Below are 19,481 nucleotides of genomic sequence, written 5' to 3' on the forward strand. Positions count from 1 at the left end.
ATTATCTTATGAATCACAAACAAGCATTAAAACACAATATATTCAAATACATCACTCAATCTGCTGAAGAATTGCAGATAGAAAGCTATGTTATAGGTGGCTTCGTGCGCGATTATCTTTTAGAACGTGGTGCTGCTAAAGATATTGATGTGGTTGCCGTTGGAAGTGGAATTGAGTTAGCAAAACAAGTCGCTAAAAATTTACCAAACCAACCTAAAGTTCAAGTTTTTAAAACTTACGGAACTGCGATGTTGCGTTACGATGATATTGAAATTGAATTTGTTGGTGCTCGTAAAGAAAGTTATAACGAAGACAGTAGAAACCCTATTGTTGAAAATGGCACATTAGAAGACGACCAAAACCGACGCGATTTCACAATAAATGCTTTAGCCTTAAGCTTAAATAAAAACAACTTTGGGGAACTTCTAGATCCATTTAATGGCCTTAATGATTTAGACAAAGGCATCATTCGCACACCCCTAAATCCCGATATTACCTATAGCGATGATCCATTACGAATGATGCGCGCTATTCGTTTTGCAACGCAACTTAATTTTAAAATTGAAGATGCTTCACTCAAAGCCATCGCTGATAATAAAGAGCGCATTAAGATTATAACTAAAGAACGTATTGTAGTAGAACTCAATAAAATCTTAGAAAGTAAAATGCCTTCTATAGGTTTTATTCATTTGGAACAAACAGGATTGTTAGATTATATTCTTCCTGAGTTGACCGCCTTAAAAGGTATCGATGAAATTGAAGGACAACGTCACAAAGATAATTTTTACCACACCCTAGAAGTCGTAGATAATATTGCCAGAACCACCGATAACCTATGGTTGCGTTGGGCTGCATTATTACATGATATTGGAAAAGCACCAACCAAGAAATTCCACAAAAAAATAGGCTGGACGTTTCATGCGCATGAATTTGTAGGCTCAAAAATGGTTTACAAACTTTTCAAACGACTAAAAATGCCTTTGAATGACAAAATGAAATTTGTACAGAAAATGGTTTTTATGAGTTCGCGACCAATAGTTCTAGCTTCTGACGTTACTGATGCTGCAGTTAGGCGTTTGGTATTTGATGCAGGCGATAATGTAGAAGATTTAATGACACTCTGTGAAGCAGATATTACAACTAAGAACCCTAAGAAATTCAAAAAATACCATAATAATTTCCAAAAGGTAAGAGATAAAATTGTTGAAGTAGAAGAACGTGATCAGGTTCGTAATTTCCAACCACCAGTTTCTGGTGAAGAAATTATGAAAACCTTCAACCTAAAACCCTCAAGAGAGATTGGACTGATTAAAGAAGCTATAAAGGAAGCCATTTTAGAAGGAGAGATTCCTAATGAACATGGAGCGGCTTTTGAGTTGATGTTGAAAAAGGGGAAGAAATTAGGACTTGAAGCAGTAAAATAATATTAATTCTTGCATTTATGGATCATCAAATAAAAGAAAATAAAGCCGTCATTTATTGGCTACTCACAGGTTGCATACTAATTTTTATCATGGTTGTCGTTGGTGGTATCACGAGACTTACGCATTCTGGCTTATCGATTTCAAACTACAAATTAATTTCAGGAACAATCCCTCCAATGAATGAGGTAGAATGGAATGAAGCGTTTGAGCTTTATAAACAATACCCAGAATATCAAAAACTTCATAATCACTTTGGCTTAGAAGAATTTAAAGATATTTATTTCTGGGAATGGATCCACAGAGTTATTGGTCGTTTTATCGGATTGGTCTTTATCATTCCATTTATTTATTTTTTAATTAAAAAACGTCTTTCTAAATCCACCATAAAAAAATCTGTAATACTTCTTATTTTAGGAGGTTTTCAAGGCTTTTTAGGTTGGTATATGGTAAAATCTGGATTAGTAGATGAGCCTAATGTGAGTCATTTTAGACTAGCAGCACATTTAACTACAGCCTTTCTAACTTTTGCTTACACCTTTTGGGTGGCATTAGATTTAATGTTTCCAGATAAAAAAGTCATTGATAAAAAGTTGCGTAACTTTATACGAATCGGATTAGCCGTACTTATTCTTCAAATTATTTATGGTGCTTTTGTTGCAGGCTTAGATGCTGGTTGGATTCATAACCATTGGCCATTAATGAACGAAGGCAAATGGATTCATGAAACCGTATTTATAGAACAAAGTCCTACATATCTTAACTTTTTAGAAGGTAAAAGTGGCGTTCAATTTGTACACAGAACATTGGCGTATGTCGTAGTTATTTTTATTCTAGCTATTTGGTATAAAGCGAAACGAACGCAACTAACCATTTGGCAAACTAAAGGTATAAACCTACTTTTAATAATGGTTGGAGTTCAATTTTTATTGGGAGTATTAACCTTAATATTTGCGGTTCCGGTTTGGTTAGGTGTTTCACATCAGGTTGGAGCATTTATTTTATTAAGTGCGATGACATTTACCTTACATCGCTTCACTAAATAATTAAAAAATCCCTTAACTTTGCAGCATGATTTACAGATTTAGAGTTATACTAGATAACGACACCGAAGATGATGTGTTCCGCGATATAGAAATCCGCGAAAGTGACACGATGGAAGATTTACACAATACTATAACCCAATCTTTTGGTTTTGATGGTATGGAAATGGCGTCTTTTTATATAAGCGACGATCAGTGGAACCAAGGTGAAGAAATCTCAATGATGGATATGAGCGAAGCTGGTAATGAAGTAAAGATGATGAACGAAACTGTTCTTAATTCTATAGTTCATGAAGCATCTACACGCTTAATTTATCTCTACGATTTCATGAATATGTGGACGTTTTATGTCGAATTAGGAGAAATTGTTGAAGAAGCAGAAGGTACGGATTACCCTAATCTTATGTTTGTTCACGGTCAAATACCTGATGAAGCTCCTGAAAAAACGTTTGAAGCTGAAGAAGACGATGACGACTACAATGAATTTGACGACGATTTAGATTTAGACGACTACGATAATTTGAATTTTGATGAAAACTGGAATTAATATTTAATTATATTAAAATCTATAAAGATAGATTCTTTTTAAATGCCTATATGCAATCGTTAATTGCCTTCAAACCGATCGCCTATACGACCTATAACAAACGTTTTAAATTAACATCTTCATAATTCCGCTTTACAAAGTCGAGTGCATATTTAAGCACCTCTCCCATGTTTTTACTTTTTCTAAAATTTAAATCTAACGTGTGATTATAAATTTCATCTTTAAGTCTTTCTATATGTTTTGGAAGCGAAATTTCATCAGCTTCCATACAATCTAGTAGTGCATTTAAGCGTGTGTGATAACTAATCATTCGTTTAGCAACAATAGACCGTTCTTCAATTTTATATTGATCTATCGATTCAGGTTGAATTTTTTCTCGTACCAACTCTACCATCTTATTATTCTCTTTAAAAAATTGCGGTCTATAAATCTTTAGATTGCCTTCAAAAGATTGTTGATCAAAATCAATGGCTCTAATTTTAAAAACTACATGATCAAAATCGTGCGTAGGAACAATGACATAGTTATAAGAACGCATATCACCTAAAAGTCGAATTAAACAGCGCTCATTAAACTTTACAAACTCTTTAGCTATCTGTGATTTTTCAGAAGGGCTACAATCTGGCAACATATTTTTTATAAACTCATCACCAGGAATACCAGCAATGTGCTCTTCAATCAACGTATCCTTACAGACCAAAAAGTTGATTTGATAGGGTGATAACATCTGCTCAAGTTCTAAGCCGTAAACTCTAGATGCATCTGCGGTTTTAACATAAAAATGAGTAAAATTATCATTAAGTACATTTCTCACCTTTATTCTAAAAGGTTTAGAATTCCCAAAGGTGCAGAAATCAATAGCATCTACACTCAGGTATTTTAAAATCCATGTGCCTCCATCTGAAATTAAACTGGAATAGACTTGTTTTAAACTACTATCAATTTCTTCGCGTTCATAATCATTATAATATACACGTACCCAAAGTGTATCAACATCATCTTTATCATAAACAACAATAGAACCTTGAAAACGCAGCAAATCAGAATAAAAAATAGGCAAATCTATGTTTCGTCTATATTTAGACAAATAACCATCTAATTTTTCAGAAATTGGATATGTTGGTTTTCGCTTTGATATTTTTAAATCCTCACTCATGTGATAAATTTAAGGGTTTTAAAATGAATTATAAAAAGTTAATTCTAAATTTGATTGAAATAATCTCCTGAAGACTTCTTCATTTATTTAATTACTGATTTGGAGTATCTTTTATTATAAAATAAAAATACTGTAACAAACAAAAGCATCAATCGTCTTATCTTTATAACCAACTTTTGCTGAATTTAATTCAGCATTACAAAAATCAATCATTTTGGAGCCAATCCTTACTATTAATAATCTCACCAAGAAATTCGGGTATTTAACGGCCGTAAAAAATTTAAGTTTTACCATTAACAAAGGCAATGTCTATGGTATTTTAGGACCTAACGGAAGTGGTAAATCTACAACCTTAGGAATCGTTTTAAATGTGGTAAATAAAACACAAGGCGATTTTCATTGGTTTGACGGAAATACCTCAACTCATAATGCCTTAAAACAAGTTGGAGCGATTATAGAACGTCCAAATTTTTATCCGTATATGACGGCTTATCAAAACTTAAAGCTCGTCTGTAAGATAAAAGGTGTTGAACAAAGTAAAATTGGAGAAAAACTTGCAATTGTTGGATTACTAGACAGAAAAGACCATAAATTCAGAACGTTTTCTTTAGGAATGAAACAACGTTTAGCTATTGCTTCTGCCCTACTCAACGATCCGGAAATTTTAATTTTAGATGAGCCAACTAATGGTTTAGACCCTCAAGGCATTCATCAAATTCGTCAAATTATAAAAGATATTGCTGCTAATGGTACAACTATTCTTTTAGCATCGCACCTTTTGGATGAAGTTGAAAAAGTGTGTACACATGTTGTTGTACTTCGTAAAGGAGAAAAATTATATGCAGGTCGTGTGGATGAAATGATTAATAGTCATGGTTTTTTTGAGTTAAAGGCTGAAAATCATCAAGCTTTATTAAATGCGTTAGAATCGCATTCAAATATTGGAAACGTAAAAGAAGAAGGAGAATTGATTACCGCTTTTCTAAATGAACCTATGTCCGCTTCAGAATTTAATAAGTTTATGTTTGAAAAAGGAATTTTCTTGTCGCATCTTGTAAAACGAAAAGAAAGTTTAGAAGAGCAATTTTTACAACTTACAGACAACCAATAAATCAATCAAAATCAGCATAATTCCTATTCATCGGATAATGCAAAACCAATAGACATATGTTACGATTATTACAAATAGAATTTGAAAAATTACGATATAGTAAAGCTAGTATAGTACTGATTTCAACCTACTTTATTCTATTAGCACTTATTGCGCTTTTCGCAATGATAAAATTTGATATTGGTCCAATAAAATTTCATTTTGCTGAGCTTGGCATGTTCAACTTTCCGTATATATGGCATTTTAATACGTTTGTTGCCGGCTTGCTAAAATTCTTTCTGCTACTCGTTATTGTATCCATGGTCTCAAATGAATACAGTAATAAAACTCTAAAGCAAAACCTCATCGATGGATTAAGTAAAAAGGAATTTATATTATCTAAATTCTATATGGTCATCGCTTTTTCTTTAGTGTCTACCTTATTTGTGTTTGTTGTATCCTTAATTTTAGGTCATATCTATTCTAGTTACACAGAGCCTTCAATTGTATTTTCTGATTTAGAATATCTCCTTGCGTTTTTTATAAAATTAGTCGGATTTTTCTCTTTTGGTTTATTCTTAGGAGTCCTTGTTAAGCGTTCTGCATTTGCAGTTGCCACAATGGTCGTATTGTTTTTTATAGAGTTTATCAGCTACGCCATTGTTTCTGGTTACAATAGAGGAACAGAAGTTGCTGATAAAATTTATCAATTTGCACCATTTAAATCGCTATGGAATCTAATTGATGAACCAGGCTCAAGATTATCTGCCGTACAAGCTATGGCACAACAAGTTGGTGAGGACATATCTTACGATTATGCTGTACATTGGTACGAAATTGCTATCGTTTTGGGTTGGACTGCCATTTTTATCTTTTTATCTTATCAATTACTAAAAAAGAGAGATTTATAATAGCTTTGTAGAAATTGCTTTACAATCATACAATGTTAAAACTTGGGATTTTTTATATTCTAGGTGTTATATTGTGTGCCCAATGTGAATGACCCACATTTAGCTCTTATGAAAAGGATCTTTTTAATTTTAGTCTTACTATTTACAAGCCCTCATTTTTTCGCGCAAAGTGAAGCCTCTTTTTGGTATTTCGGCAGAAATGCTGGCCTACGGTTTAATGCCTCAACGGGTTCAGTAACAGCAATTACCAATGGTCAAATAAACACTTTAGAAGGCTGCACATCTATTTCAGATTCTGATGGAAATTTATTGTTTTATTCCGATGGAAGAACGGTTTGGAACCGCAATCACCAAATTATGTCTAATGGTGATTATTTTGGTGGCACCGGACTTTTAGGCGATCCATCTAGTACGTCATCTGGACTAATTGTTCCCAAACCAGAAGATCCTGATAAGTATTACCTCTTTACAGTAGATGAACCTCATCAATTTAATGCCACAACATCTCCAAACCAATACACCGGAACATATGAAGGAGGAGGAACGATTCCTTCTGCTGATGATGGTTACAATAATGGATTTAATTATTCATTAATAGACATGACTTTAAATAGCGGATTAGGTGATGTAGATGCTATTGAAAAGAATAACCATTTAGTGACTTATGATCCTTCTACACCTATCGAAGTTCAATATAAAAGTTCAGAAAAAATTACGGCAGTTCGTGCTGAAGATTGTTCATCCTTCTGGGTAATTACACACTTTGGTAATAAGTTTTATGCCTTTAAAATTGACACCAATGGAGTACAGACGACACCTGTAATTTCAGAAATTGGTCCTTATATTCCTATTGAAGGTTACAGGCGAAATTCTTTAGGTTATATAAAAACTTCTCCTGATGCTTCAAAACTTGTTGCTGCGAACTTTGGAGAAGCTACTCTAGCTGGAGGTGATGCTGCCGGAAATGTTATTTTATATGATTTTAATAATGAAACAGGAATGGTTTCCAACCCTTTAGAACTTTACGGTTCTCAAAATGGAAATAGTCCATATGGTGTAGAGTTTTCTGCAGAAAGTAAAAAGGTTTATGCTACTTTAAGTGAAGGCTTATCAGGAAGTGGAACCAGTCATTTGTTACAATGGGATTTAGAAAGTACTGATATTCCTAATTCACAACAAGTTATTCACTCTTCTAACGATATTACTGCTGGTGCCTTACAATTAGGAATTGATCGTCGTATTTATAGAGCAAATCTGAGTTATAATAATAACCCTACAATTACAAAATACTTAGGAGTTATTAATAATCCTGAAGCCAATGGTTCATCTGTAAATTACGACGAACAAGGTATATTATTAGATATTAACGGCTCCAACCAAAACACAAGTCAGATTGGTTTGCCTCCATTTATTCAATCTTTATTTAATTCTGAAATTGATATTATTAGAAATGGGGAAAGTACTACCGAATTAAAATTATGTACCAACGACACCTACCCTTTACAAGCCGATGACATTGCAGGTGCAGATTACGTATGGTCTCTAAATGGTGTTCAATTAGCAGAAACCTCATCGCAATTAATGATAGATACACCTGGTTTTTATGAAGTTTATATTGAACCAAATAATGGTGAATGTCCAATTGAAGGTAGTGCTGTAGTTGGTGTTTTTGAAATTCCTATTGCAAATCCACTTTCTAATGTTGCGGTTTGTGATGTTTTCGATAATGATGGGTTTTCACAATTCAATTTTACAAATAAAAATTCTGAAGCCTTATTAACCCAAGACCCTTTGCAATACAACGTCCGTTATTTTGAAACACTTGAAGATGCAGAATCCAATGAAAACATAATAACGTTTCCGTATATAAACACAGCAAATCCACAAACTATATTTGTTCGTGTAGACAATACTAATAATACCAATTGCTTCGCTGTTAATTCCTTTGAACTAGAGGTTTTTAACACACCTCAAATTCCAAATTTAGACACTATTGAATTTTGTGATAATTTTGGTAATGTAATGGATGGTATTGCCACTGTTGCACTTGGAGATTTACTGCCCAGCATCAGAGGAAACCAAACGGATATCAATATTACATTCCATAACTCACAAGATGATGCCGATACAAATACAGATGTACTACCTCTAAATTATACCAATACCACAGCGATTAATGAAACTATTTTTGTTAGAGTTGAAAATGCTTTACATACGGATTGCTTTATTACAGATAGTTTTAATGTCTTTATTAATCCTATTCCTTTAGCCAACGATATCACTATTATACAGTGTGATGAAGATGGTATTCCTGAAGGTTTTACCATCTTTAATTTGAATGAAAGCATCAGCGAAATCACCGATGAAACATTAAATACCGTTAACTTTTACAGCTCAGAAACCGATGCCGAAAATGAAGAAAACCCATTAAATGCTGATGCCTTTGAGAACTACACCAACCCTCAAACCGTTTATGCAAGAGTTACAAACACAGATTCTGATTGTGCCAATATTAGCGAAGTTACTTTAGAAGTTAGTACAACCGCTTCAAACAATGCAAGTTTATCACTATGTGATACGGACGGTACAGAAGATGGTTTAATGTCTTTTAATCTTACAGATGCTAACGCTACTATTTTAGCTAATTCTCCGTCAGATTTAAATATAACTTATTACGAAACGTATAACGATGCCTTGTTAGAAAATAATTCGGTTGGCACAAGTTTTACCAATACTACTCCAAATCATCAAACCATATATGCACGTGTAGAGAATTCTAATGCTTGTTATGGGATAAGTGAGATAGAATTAACTGTTTACGATTTACCAAATATAGAGACTGAATTTGAAACTTATTACTGTTTGAATTTCTCTCCAGAACCTATTGTTTTACAAGGTGGAGTCATTGACGGTTCACCAAGTAACTATTACTATAATTGGTCTACAGGTGAAACCACATCAGAAATAGAAATAGATACTCCAGGAACTTATACAGTTCGTGTTTCTAATACTAATGGCTGTTTTAAAGACCGAACAATTACGGTATCACCTTCCAATATAGCCAGCATAACCCAAATTGAAGTCATTGATGCTTCACAAAATAATTCTATTTCTGTAATCGTGAATGGTGAAGGCGATTACGAATATGCTTTAGACAACAGCAACGGTCCATACCAAGACGGTACAACTTTTAATAATGTTCAACCAGGAATTTACACGATTTATGTTCGCGATAAAAATAATTGTGGTATTACGGAAGACTTCGTTTCGGTAATTGGTTTCCCTAAGTTTTTCACGCCAAATAACGATGAAGTCAATGATTACTGGCAAGTTTATGGTGTTTCCGAACAATTTCAAGCCAATTCAAAAATTTATATTTTCGATAGATACGGAAAATTACTGACCACCCTGAATCCATTAAGTCCTGGTTGGGATGGCACTTTTAATGGCGAAAAAATGCCAACTAGCGATTATTGGTTTAAAGTTACCTTAGAAGATGGTCGCACATACACAAATCACTTTACATTAAAACGATGATGAATTACCCTACTGATATTATCAAATTTATAGTATTAACGTGTTGCTTTTTCTTTGGCAGTTTAGTTTATGCTCAACAGCCAAACGATTGCCAATTTGCGGTAACAGTTTGTGGAAATTCCGATTTCAGTTTAAATGTTAATGGTATTGGAACGCAAGAATTAAACAACTCCAACACCTGTGGAAGTCAAGAAAATAATAGTATTTGGCTAGAAGTTAATATTGCCACAGCTGGCACTTTGGCATTTACGTTAACACCGAGCAGTACAAGTATTAGTGAAGATTATGACTTCTTTATTTTTGGACCGAATGTGAATTGCGGACAACTAGGCCAAGCCATTCGCTGTTCTACAACGAATCCTGCAGCCGCTAATCAAGGGAATAATAGAACCGGTCTAAATTCCACGGATCCAGATCCAGACGAAGGGCCAGGAGCAGATGGAGATAGTTTTGTAAGTGATATCGACGTCTTAGCAGGCGAAAGCTATTTTATTGTTATTGATAGACCTATTGGTAATAGTCCATTTTCATTAGAATGGACGGGTACAGCTACCTTTCCTGAAGCACCATCAAATCCGATAACGGCAAATACAATTTCAACAAGTTTACCTAGTATCGATGTTTGCGATGCAACGGCTCCTTTTGATGATAACATTACAGAATTTGACTTCACTACATTAACGCAAGATATCATTAATGGAGAATCTGATGTAATGGTAACGTATCATAAATCTGAAAGTGATGCCAACATTAATATCAATGCCTTGGGGAGTATTTTCAATAACACATCGAGTAATGAAACCATATATATTAGAGTCGAGAATTTAACAACAGGCTGTTTTATTATTAATGATGTGGACATTAATGTTTCTGCACTCACCAATTTTAATCCTACTACAGATTATAATATATGTGATGATGATTTAGATGGAGATGACCAAAATGGTATTTCAACATTTGATTTCAATATAAAATCACAAGAAATTCTAGATGGTATTGTTGGTGTTAATTACGCTATCAGCTATCATTTAAGTCAAGCAAATGCAGAATCATCTACAGCTGCTTTACCTCTAAGCTATAGTAATACGTCACCTACTCCAACAGAAATATTTGTTAGAATTCAAGATGTGGATTCTGGTTGTATTGGTTTCACATATTTTATTATTACCGTTGACCCTAAACCCATAGCGAATGATGTTTCACTGTTGCAATGTGATGAAGACGGTATTCCAGAAGGATTCACAACGTTTAACATCACGCAAGCGGCCAATGAAATTACTGAAGGTGACCCAGACTCCTCTATTGAATATTACCTCTCACTACTTGATGCTGAAAACCAAGAAAATGCCATTGACGGTAGTTCTTTTGATAATTTTTTCAACCCACAAATTATTTATACTAGGGTCACCAACAATACTACTAGCTGTGTTAACTTTAGTGAAATTTCGTTAGAAGTTAGTACAACAGCAACTAACAACGCTAGTATCCAGCTATGTGATACAGATGGTACTGAAGATGGTTTTATGGAATTTAATCTCGGTACGGTAGCTGGTACTATTTTTCCGAATACAATTGAAGATTTTGTTTTGGTCTTTTACGAAACCTACGAAGATGCCTTATTGGAAACCAATCCTATTTCGGGAACATTTACGAACACCATACCGTATAATCAAACCATTTATGGACGTATGGAAAATGAAAATGCATGTTATGGGATTAGCGAAATAGAACTGACCGTTTTTAAATTACCAAATATCGAAACGACGTTTGAAACGCAATATTGTCTTAACTTTTTTCCAGAAACGATAACACTCAATGGTGGTGTTATTGACGACATCCCTAACAATTACTATTATGAATGGTCTACAGGAGAAGACACCTCAACTATAGATATTAATGCTCCTGGAACCTATACCGTAAGAGTAACCAATACAAATGGTTGTTTTAAAGATAGAACCATAACGGTTTCTCCTTCAAATATAGCCACAGTCACTAATATTGAAGTTGTGGATGCTACTCAGAATAACAGCATAACTATTTTTGTTAGTGGTGAAGGTGATTATGAATATGCGCTAGATGATATAAATGGGCCATATCAAAGTTCTACAACTTTTGAAAATGTAGAACCAGGACTTTACACGGTTTATATCAAAGATAAAAATGATTGTGGCATTACAGACGCTTTAGTTTCTGTAATCGGTTTTCCTAAATTCTTTACTCCAAATGACGATACCGTTAATGATTTTTGGCAAGTGAAAGGAATTTCTTCACTTTTTCAAGAGAATTCTTCTGTATTAATTTTTGATCGTTATGGCAAACTATTAATAGAACTCGATCCTTTAAGTGTCGGTTGGGATGGTACATTTAATGGCGAACAAATGCCAACAAGTGATTATTGGTTTAAAGTGAAGCTTCAAGATGGTCGTACATTTACCAATCATTTTTCATTGAAACGGTAAATAAAAAATTGTATTTTCGTTTGACCAACCCCATAAAATTGAAAAAATATTTTTACATATTATGTTTCCTACTGATTGGTTTTACTTTTCCTGTAATAGCTCAAGATGTATCATTATTCCAACAATACAACGGCAGGTATGATTATACAGCGATAGGCAACACCATGAATACTGTTGAAAACGGTACTTTAGGTCCTTGTACTATTTTAACCTCCTCATCTGCCAACTTATCACTTAATAGCGACCAAACTATAGTAGCCGCTTATTTGTATTGGGCTGGTTCTGGGAATGGAGATTTAAATATCTCAATAAATAATATAGACATTACTGCAGAACGTACTTTTAGTGACGCTTTAGATAGTAGCAGAGTGTTCTTCGCTGCTTTTGCAGATGTTACCTCTATAATTATAGATCAAGGTAGTACAGATTACACCATTTCTAATTTTGACCTTAATGCTGTTATTGCTCCATATTGTCCTTCTGGTACAAATTTTGGAGGTTGGGCAATTACGGTGATTTACGAAGATAGCAACCTTCCTCTAAATCAACTTAATGTTTATGATGGTTTACAAAGTGTTCCGGATAACTTAAGTATTTCATTAGATAATTTAAACGTATTAGACAATGAAAATGCTAAAATTGGATTCATTGCTTGGGAAGGAGATCGGTCTATTGCTGTTAATGAACAGCTGACTATAAACGGTAACGTCATTAGTAATTATCCGTTGAATCCTGCGAACAATGCTTTTAATGGTACAAATTCTTTCACAGGAGCGACCAATCTATATAATATGGATATTGATGTGTATAATATTCAAGATAATATAGCGATTGGAGATACGTCTGCCACCATTGCACTGACTTCTGGACAAGATTTTGTAATGATAAATAATATCATCACCGTACTAAACAGTCAGCTTCCAGATGCTACGATAACCATAGACGACGACACCATCAGTTGTGGAGACACTACAATTGAAATATTTTACACCGTATATAATAGTAATAGCACCGATATTTTACCTGCACAGACACCCATTGCATTTTATTATAATGGTGAATTTATAGGAGCTAGTGAAACCGCAGCTGATATTGCTATTAATGGTAGTGAGATGAACTCTATTTACCTTAATCTACCTGAAAATTCAGAGCCAAATGTTACAATCATTGCCATAGTAGATGATGACGGTACTATGAATGGCGTTGTAACAGAAACTAACGAAAATAACAACAGTGCGTTCTCGGAAATAACACTACAAATTATTCCGGGAATTGTTGTTTTACCTAGCCTTATAGGTTGTAATGAAGGATTTGAAACGGCGAGCTATAATTTATTTGAAGCTTTAAATACGTTAAATCTGAATGAAGAAAACGTCACCTTTTATCTCGCCTTAGAGGATTTAGAAGTTGCCTCTAATGAGATATCTATACCATCGGATTATAATAACCTTTCAAATCCGGAAACAATTTATGTTAGAGTAGAACGTGTTCCGTGTTATGAAATTTTTCAATTTAACTTAACCATCGAAAATTGTCCTCCATACATTCCTCAAGGCTTCTCCCCTAATGGCGACACTAAAAATGACTGGTTTAACATTCAAGATTTATACGACATATTTACTGAACACAAATTACAGATTTACAATCGTTACGGTGACTTAATCTTTGTAGGAGACAATGAAAAACCTTGGGATGGCACAATTAATAGAGGCCTTAATAATATTGGAGGCCTGTCACCAGTTGGCACCTATTACTATATTTTGAATTTAAATGATCCAAATTATAAACCTTTTGTAGGTTGGGTTTACGTAAATTATTAGAACTGTTAAAATTTTAGTCCGTTCGTCTTATTTTTTTGCATTTGTACTTTTGTTCTATTATTTTTATAATCAATAGCAGAATTTCATCGCTAATTCCCTCAAAATTTTATTAAAAATTCCCTCAAAAAATTATAATAGTTCATTGTAGTACCTCTAATTTTATTTTAGGTTTACTATGGCTATGAAATTAAATTACTGACACTTAATTTAAGATATTTCTTACAAAACAAAAGTAAATAATCTGATTTTCAAGTGTAAGAATATTCTCTTTTCACTGCTTCCAACAGCTAAAAAGCCCATTTTTCGGGCCCAAATGTTAACATTTCGTGTATTTCGACGTATTTTTTTGTATTTCATCTTATTTTAATATACTTTTCGGCCATAATTAAATAATGTGTGCGAGTCGACTCCAAATCTACCCTACACTAACATAGTAACCCTTAACCGAAACTAATGACTTATTTAAACCGCTCCCTCTGCTTATTTATAGGCTTAATTTGTACTATTTCTTTTGCCCAACAAGTTACCGTAGATAATTCAGTTTCACCACAAGACTTAATTCAAAACACACTAATACAAGGTTGTGTAGAAGTCTCAAATATTAACTCACCCTCAAACGGCTCTTCTATTGGTATCGGTAGTTATGGTTACTTTGAACGCGCCTCCTCAGATTTCCCTTTCGAAAATGGAATTGTATTAACAACAGGAAATGCAACTTCAGCTGGTAACGGACAAAACAATGATATTTTAAACGAAGGAGATGCGACTTGGCTAACTGATAGTGATCTCGAAGCCACGTTAGGCATTTCTGGTACTGTTAACGCAACCTCTATAGAATTTGAGTTTATTTCTATTTCAAATCAAATACAATTTAACTATATACTAGCTTCCGAAGAATATTTCGGGAATTTCCCTTGTGATTATTCTGATGGTTTTGCTTTCTTAATTAAAGAAGCAGGAACTTCCGATCCTTATACAAACATCGCTTTAATACCAGGGACATCAACACCAGTAAATACGCAAACGGTTCATGATGAAATTGTCGGATTTTGTCCAGCTTCAAACGGAGAATATTTTGAAGGTTATAATTTAGGAGACACCAATTATAATGGAAGAACAGCAGTTCTTTCTGCCACAGCTACTATTCAACCTAACGTACAATATCAAATTAAATTGGTTATTGCAGATCAAAATGATCAAAATTACGATTCTGCGGTATTTATAGAAGGTAATAGTTTTGATGCTTCGGTAGATTTAGGAGAAGATTTCTCTACATGTGCTAGTAGTGTTGCATTAGATGGAAACATCGATAACCCTAATGCTGTGTATTCTTGGTATTTCAATAACTCACAAATTCCTACGGCAAATGGATCGACCTTAACAGCGTTAGAGTCTGGTAACTATCGTGTAGAAATTCAATTGCCCCTTGCAGGAAGCTCTTGTATTATAGAGGATGATATTGAAGTGACTTTAAGTTCTACACAAACGTCTGATCCTATTAGCGACTATCAACTTTGTGATGATTTAAGCGGAGATGGTATAGAAACATTTGATTTATCTACTAAAGACGCTGAAGTTATAGCCTCAGTGCCATCATCTTCGTATACCATTTCATATCACTATGACAATACAGATGCTATAAATAATAGTAATGCTATTACAAGTCCTATTCAAAACACCTCGAATCCACAATCTATTCATGTAAGAATTGAAGATACAGTAAATGGTTGTTTAGCTTTTTCAACATTTAACTTGGTTGTAAATGCATTACCAATCATTTCTAACCCAACAGAGCTAGAAGTTTGTAATGATGGTTCTGCTGACGGAAGAGTAGCCATGAATTTAAACGCTTATAAAGATACCGAAATCACACTTTCGCAACCCAACCTTGTGGTTAGCTATCATAGCTCTGCTGCAGATGCAACTGCTGGTATTAATGCGTATTCTATGCCTTATACCAACACCAATGCTACAGAACAAGTATTTGTGAGTGTTAAAAACACAGAAACCGGTTGTATTAGCACAACAACTTTAGATATTAGCGTTATTGAAAGCCCTGTAATTAATACAGAGCTACATTTTATAGATGCCTGTGATACAGATTTGGATGGTTATGCCAATTTTGATTTAACATCAATTATACCTGAAGTACTGGAAGGTTTGACTGATGTGACAGTAACTTTTCATATCTCTCCTGAAGATGCACTTTCAGGATTAAACCCAATAGCAGATGATACGAATTATGCCAATATTAATTTTGAAGAACAACTGATATATATTAGAGTAGAAAATGCAACTTCTGGCTGTGGATCTGTAACACCTATTGAGTTACACACCAACCTTTTGTTAACAGCAACTAATATCAGAGATATCTCTGTATGTGATGCTGGTGATGATAATACAGAAGATTTCGATTTTGAAAATATTGCAATAGGTATCATTAACGAATTACCTGATGTAGAAATTGTATTTTACGAAACTGAAACTGATAGAGACAATGGAACAAACCCTATTGATCCCTTATCTCCTTATAGCTCTACGAGTAATCCACAAACCATTTATATCACTTTAGAAAACCCAACGTGTAACGAGGTTGCTGAATTCGATTTGGTACTAAATCCTATAATTCAGTTTGAATCGATCGTAAGTTTAACGGTTTGTGATGAAGATCAAGATGGTTTTACAACCACCAATTTATCATCTTTAAATAGTGATGTAACTAATGGAGAAGAAGGATTCGCTGTCAAATATTTCTTAACAGAACAAGATGCTATTGACAACACCAATCCGCTTCCTAACTCGTATGCAAATACAACAAACCCATTTACATTATTTCCAAGAATTACATTTTCTGAAACGGGTTGTTACGACTATAATTCATTTGAAGTTACCGTTTTACCAGCACCAGAAAGTGAAAAACCAGAAGATATTATAATATGTGATGCCGATAGAGACGGTTTCTCACCTATTAATTTAAATTATAGTATTCCTAACTCTATTTTGGCAACACCAAACAGAAGTGTTAGTTTTCATAATAGTTTAGCTGATGCGCGCTCTGATGAAAACGAAATTACCAGCACATCTAATTATGCCGCTCAAACAGAAACTGTTTACATGCGTGTTGAGAACAGTACAACCGGTTGTTATGCTATTGAAGAATTAGATATTATTGTAAATACCTTACCTTACGTTGGCGACCTCTCTAACTATGTTCAGCAATATACGTTTTGTGAAGATGTGACAGATGGCATTGGTCAATTTGTTTTTGAAAACAAGGATAGTGAAGCTTTAGACGGCCAAACAGGTAAAGAAGTTAGTTACTATCTTAACGCAACTGATGCTGAAAATAAGACTAACCCTATCGACAAAACAAGTGTTTATGAGAATATTTCTAACCCACAACAAATCCATGTTAGAATAGAAAATCTTACTGACGAATCTTGTTATACCACGTCATCTTTTGCTGTTGAAGTCGGTACAAATCCAACATACAATGAGCCTACAAATTGGTTTGTTTGTGATGATATTTCAAACGACGGTTCAGAGCTTTTTGATTTTTCTAGGGTAGTTGATGAAGTCACTGCTGGCATTCCAGATATACAAACGGTAAAATTCTATACTTCAGAAAGTGATGCTATCAATAGCACAAATGAAATACCTCTAGAATTTAGTAACACCGTAAATCCACAACAAATTTTTGTACAGATAGATAATGGTACCATTTGCCAATCTATTACATCATTTGTTGTTAACGTAATTGCAGTACCAGATGTCACACTTCCGGAACCAATTATAGCATGTGATGATGACACCGATGGTACGCTTCAATTTGATTTAACAGTTAAAGAGGCCAACATTACAGATGTTAGACAACAGAATATCATCATTGAATATTTTGCTAATTATGAAGATTCTGAAGCAGGTATAAACTCAATTTCAAATCCTGAAAATTATACGAACACTTCAAATCCTCAGACGGTTTATATGAAAGTGACCAACACAGTGTCTAACTGTTATGCCGCACTTCCTATAGAATTAATAGTAAACCAACCTCCTATTATTAATGATTTTGAAGATTATGAAATATGTGCAAATGAATCTAACATCTTAGATTTAACAGAAATCAACGAAATAGCAACTGATAATACTTACAATGTTTTATATAGTTATTTCTCTAATGAGGCAGATGCAATAGCTAATACAAATGCGTTAGATACGAATTACACATACCAAAGCAATTATGACACCTTATTTGTAAGAACGGAATACAGCACCACACATTGTTCTACATATTATGAATTTAATTTAAAAGTTAATCCATTACCAATAGCTAATCAACCTAATGATTTAGAGGCCTGTGACGATGATTTTGATGGTCTCTTAGACTTTGATTTATCCCAACAAGATGCAAGCATTTTAGGGGGTCAAAATCCTAATAATTTTACGGTATCGTATCATAACACAGTACTTCAAGCTAATGAAAACAATACTGCTTTAGAAACTGATTATATGGCTTTTGATAGCGAAGTAATCTATGTTCGTGTAGAAAATAACAACACAGGGTGTTATGCTGTAACGTCTTTTAACGTTGTTATAAACCCGATTCCAGTCGTTGATGTTGGAGACCAAGTTATTTGTATCGATAATATGCCTCTACTCGTTTCTGCTAACACTAACTATGCAACAGATACCTATATATGGTCAACTGGTGAAACAACTCCTGAAATTGACATTACTGAAGTAGGAAATTATTGGGTAAAGGTTACCACTGCATCTGGTTGTGAAAACACAAGTTATTTTGGTGTTACTGAATCAGAAACAGCGACTATAGAAACTACAGAAGTTGTAGATTTCTCAGACCCAAACAATATTACAGTTACTATTAGTGGTATTGGTAATTACCTTTATCAGTTAGATGATTTTGAACCTCAAGACTCTAATGTATTTCAAAATGTAGCCATGGGTTACCACACGGTTACAATCATAGATTTAAATGGTTGTGCTAATGTAACTAAAGAAGTATTAGTTGTTGATATTCCTAAATTCTTTACACCTAATAATGATGGTGATTTTGATACTTGGCATATTGTAGGTATTGAAACATTACCAGGAACTGTAATTAATATTTTTGACCGCTACGGTAAACATATTAAACAGTTAACTTCTAGTTCTCCTGGTTGGGATGGTTATTACAATGGTCATATACTACCAACAAGTGACTTTTGGTTTACTGCTGACGTAAAACGTGGTTCAATAGCTTTTGAAGTTAAAGGTCACTTTACATTAAAACATTAAACTCAATCATAGTTTATAACAATCCCCTTACTTCTCGGTAAGGGGATTTTTTATATTTAGGACCTACCGATTGTGTATTTTATTTACAAAAAAAATAACGGTATTTATTAAATCTGATTCAGAAGAACAAACAGGTCTAGATTAAAACGCATTCAACTTTCCGAAAGTGACGTCTTAACGGTTAAACTATGTTATTTCCTCA

At 33.9% G+C, this 19,481-nt stretch carries 10 protein-coding genes; 9 read left to right on the forward strand and 1 reads right to left on the reverse strand.

Going from position 1 to position 19,481, the window contains the following annotated elements; translation table 11 throughout:
* Positions 1-8 precede the first annotated feature (8 nt).
* The 3 genes from HM992_RS17170 to HM992_RS17180 are packed head-to-tail and all read left to right on the forward strand — an operon-like array spanning position 9 to position 3,011.
* Positions 9-1,424: a CCA tRNA nucleotidyltransferase gene (locus HM992_RS17170; protein WP_179320601.1), complete on the forward strand. Its 1,416-nt coding sequence runs from the start codon at positions 9-11 to the stop codon at positions 1,422-1,424.
* 17 nt (positions 1,425-1,441) lie between these two features.
* The gene (locus tag HM992_RS17175) at positions 1,442-2,467 is read left to right on the forward strand and encodes a COX15/CtaA family protein (protein ID WP_179320603.1); all 1,026 of its coding nucleotides are present in this window, start codon (positions 1,442-1,444) and stop codon (positions 2,465-2,467) included.
* A 25-nt stretch (positions 2,468-2,492) separates the two neighbouring features.
* Positions 2,493-3,011, forward strand: coding sequence for an IS1096 element passenger TnpR family protein (locus HM992_RS17180; protein ID WP_178983877.1), 519 nt, complete (start codon positions 2,493-2,495; stop codon positions 3,009-3,011).
* 91 nt (positions 3,012-3,102) lie between these two features.
* On the opposite strand, the gene HM992_RS17185 is transcribed toward HM992_RS17180, so the two are convergent.
* Entirely contained in the window at positions 3,103-4,167 is a 1,065-nt protein-coding gene (locus HM992_RS17185; RefSeq protein ID WP_179320604.1) for a hypothetical protein, read from the reverse strand.
* Between the two features lie 214 nt (positions 4,168-4,381).
* Here HM992_RS17185 and HM992_RS17190 point away from each other — a divergent pair, with 214 nt between their 5' ends.
* From HM992_RS17190 to HM992_RS17215, 6 genes are all read left to right on the forward strand, one after another.
* Complete coding sequence (locus HM992_RS17190) at positions 4,382-5,278, forward strand: ABC transporter ATP-binding protein (RefSeq protein ID WP_179320606.1); 897 nt, start codon at positions 4,382-4,384, stop codon at positions 5,276-5,278.
* Positions 5,279-5,334: 56 nt separating this feature from the next.
* Positions 5,335-6,168 (forward strand): ABC transporter permease, encoded by an 834-nt coding sequence (locus tag HM992_RS17195; RefSeq protein WP_179320608.1) that lies wholly within the window; start codon positions 5,335-5,337, stop codon positions 6,166-6,168.
* Between the two features lie 108 nt (positions 6,169-6,276).
* Complete coding sequence (locus HM992_RS17200; protein WP_179320610.1) at positions 6,277-9,705, forward strand: T9SS type B sorting domain-containing protein; 3,429 nt, start codon at positions 6,277-6,279, stop codon at positions 9,703-9,705.
* Positions 9,702-12,164 carry a T9SS type B sorting domain-containing protein gene (locus tag HM992_RS17205; RefSeq protein WP_179320612.1) on the forward strand — a complete coding sequence of 821 codons (2,463 nt, stop codon included), beginning with the start codon at positions 9,702-9,704 and terminating at the stop codon, positions 12,162-12,164. Before HM992_RS17200 ends, HM992_RS17205 begins: the two co-directional genes overlap by 4 nt.
* A gap of 38 nt (positions 12,165-12,202) precedes the next feature.
* A complete protein-coding gene (locus tag HM992_RS17210) occupies positions 12,203-13,984 on the forward strand; it encodes a T9SS type B sorting domain-containing protein (RefSeq protein WP_229720523.1) in 1,782 nt (593 codons plus the stop codon).
* Positions 13,985-14,437: 453 nt separating this feature from the next.
* Positions 14,438-19,279 (forward strand): T9SS type B sorting domain-containing protein, encoded by a 4,842-nt coding sequence (locus tag HM992_RS17215; protein WP_179320614.1) that lies wholly within the window; start codon positions 14,438-14,440, stop codon positions 19,277-19,279.
* The last annotated feature ends 202 nt before the right edge of the window (positions 19,280-19,481 follow it).

The sequence above is a fragment of the Winogradskyella helgolandensis genome (assembly GCF_013404085.1).
Classification (GTDB): Bacteria; Bacteroidota; Bacteroidia; order Flavobacteriales; family Flavobacteriaceae; genus Winogradskyella; species Winogradskyella helgolandensis.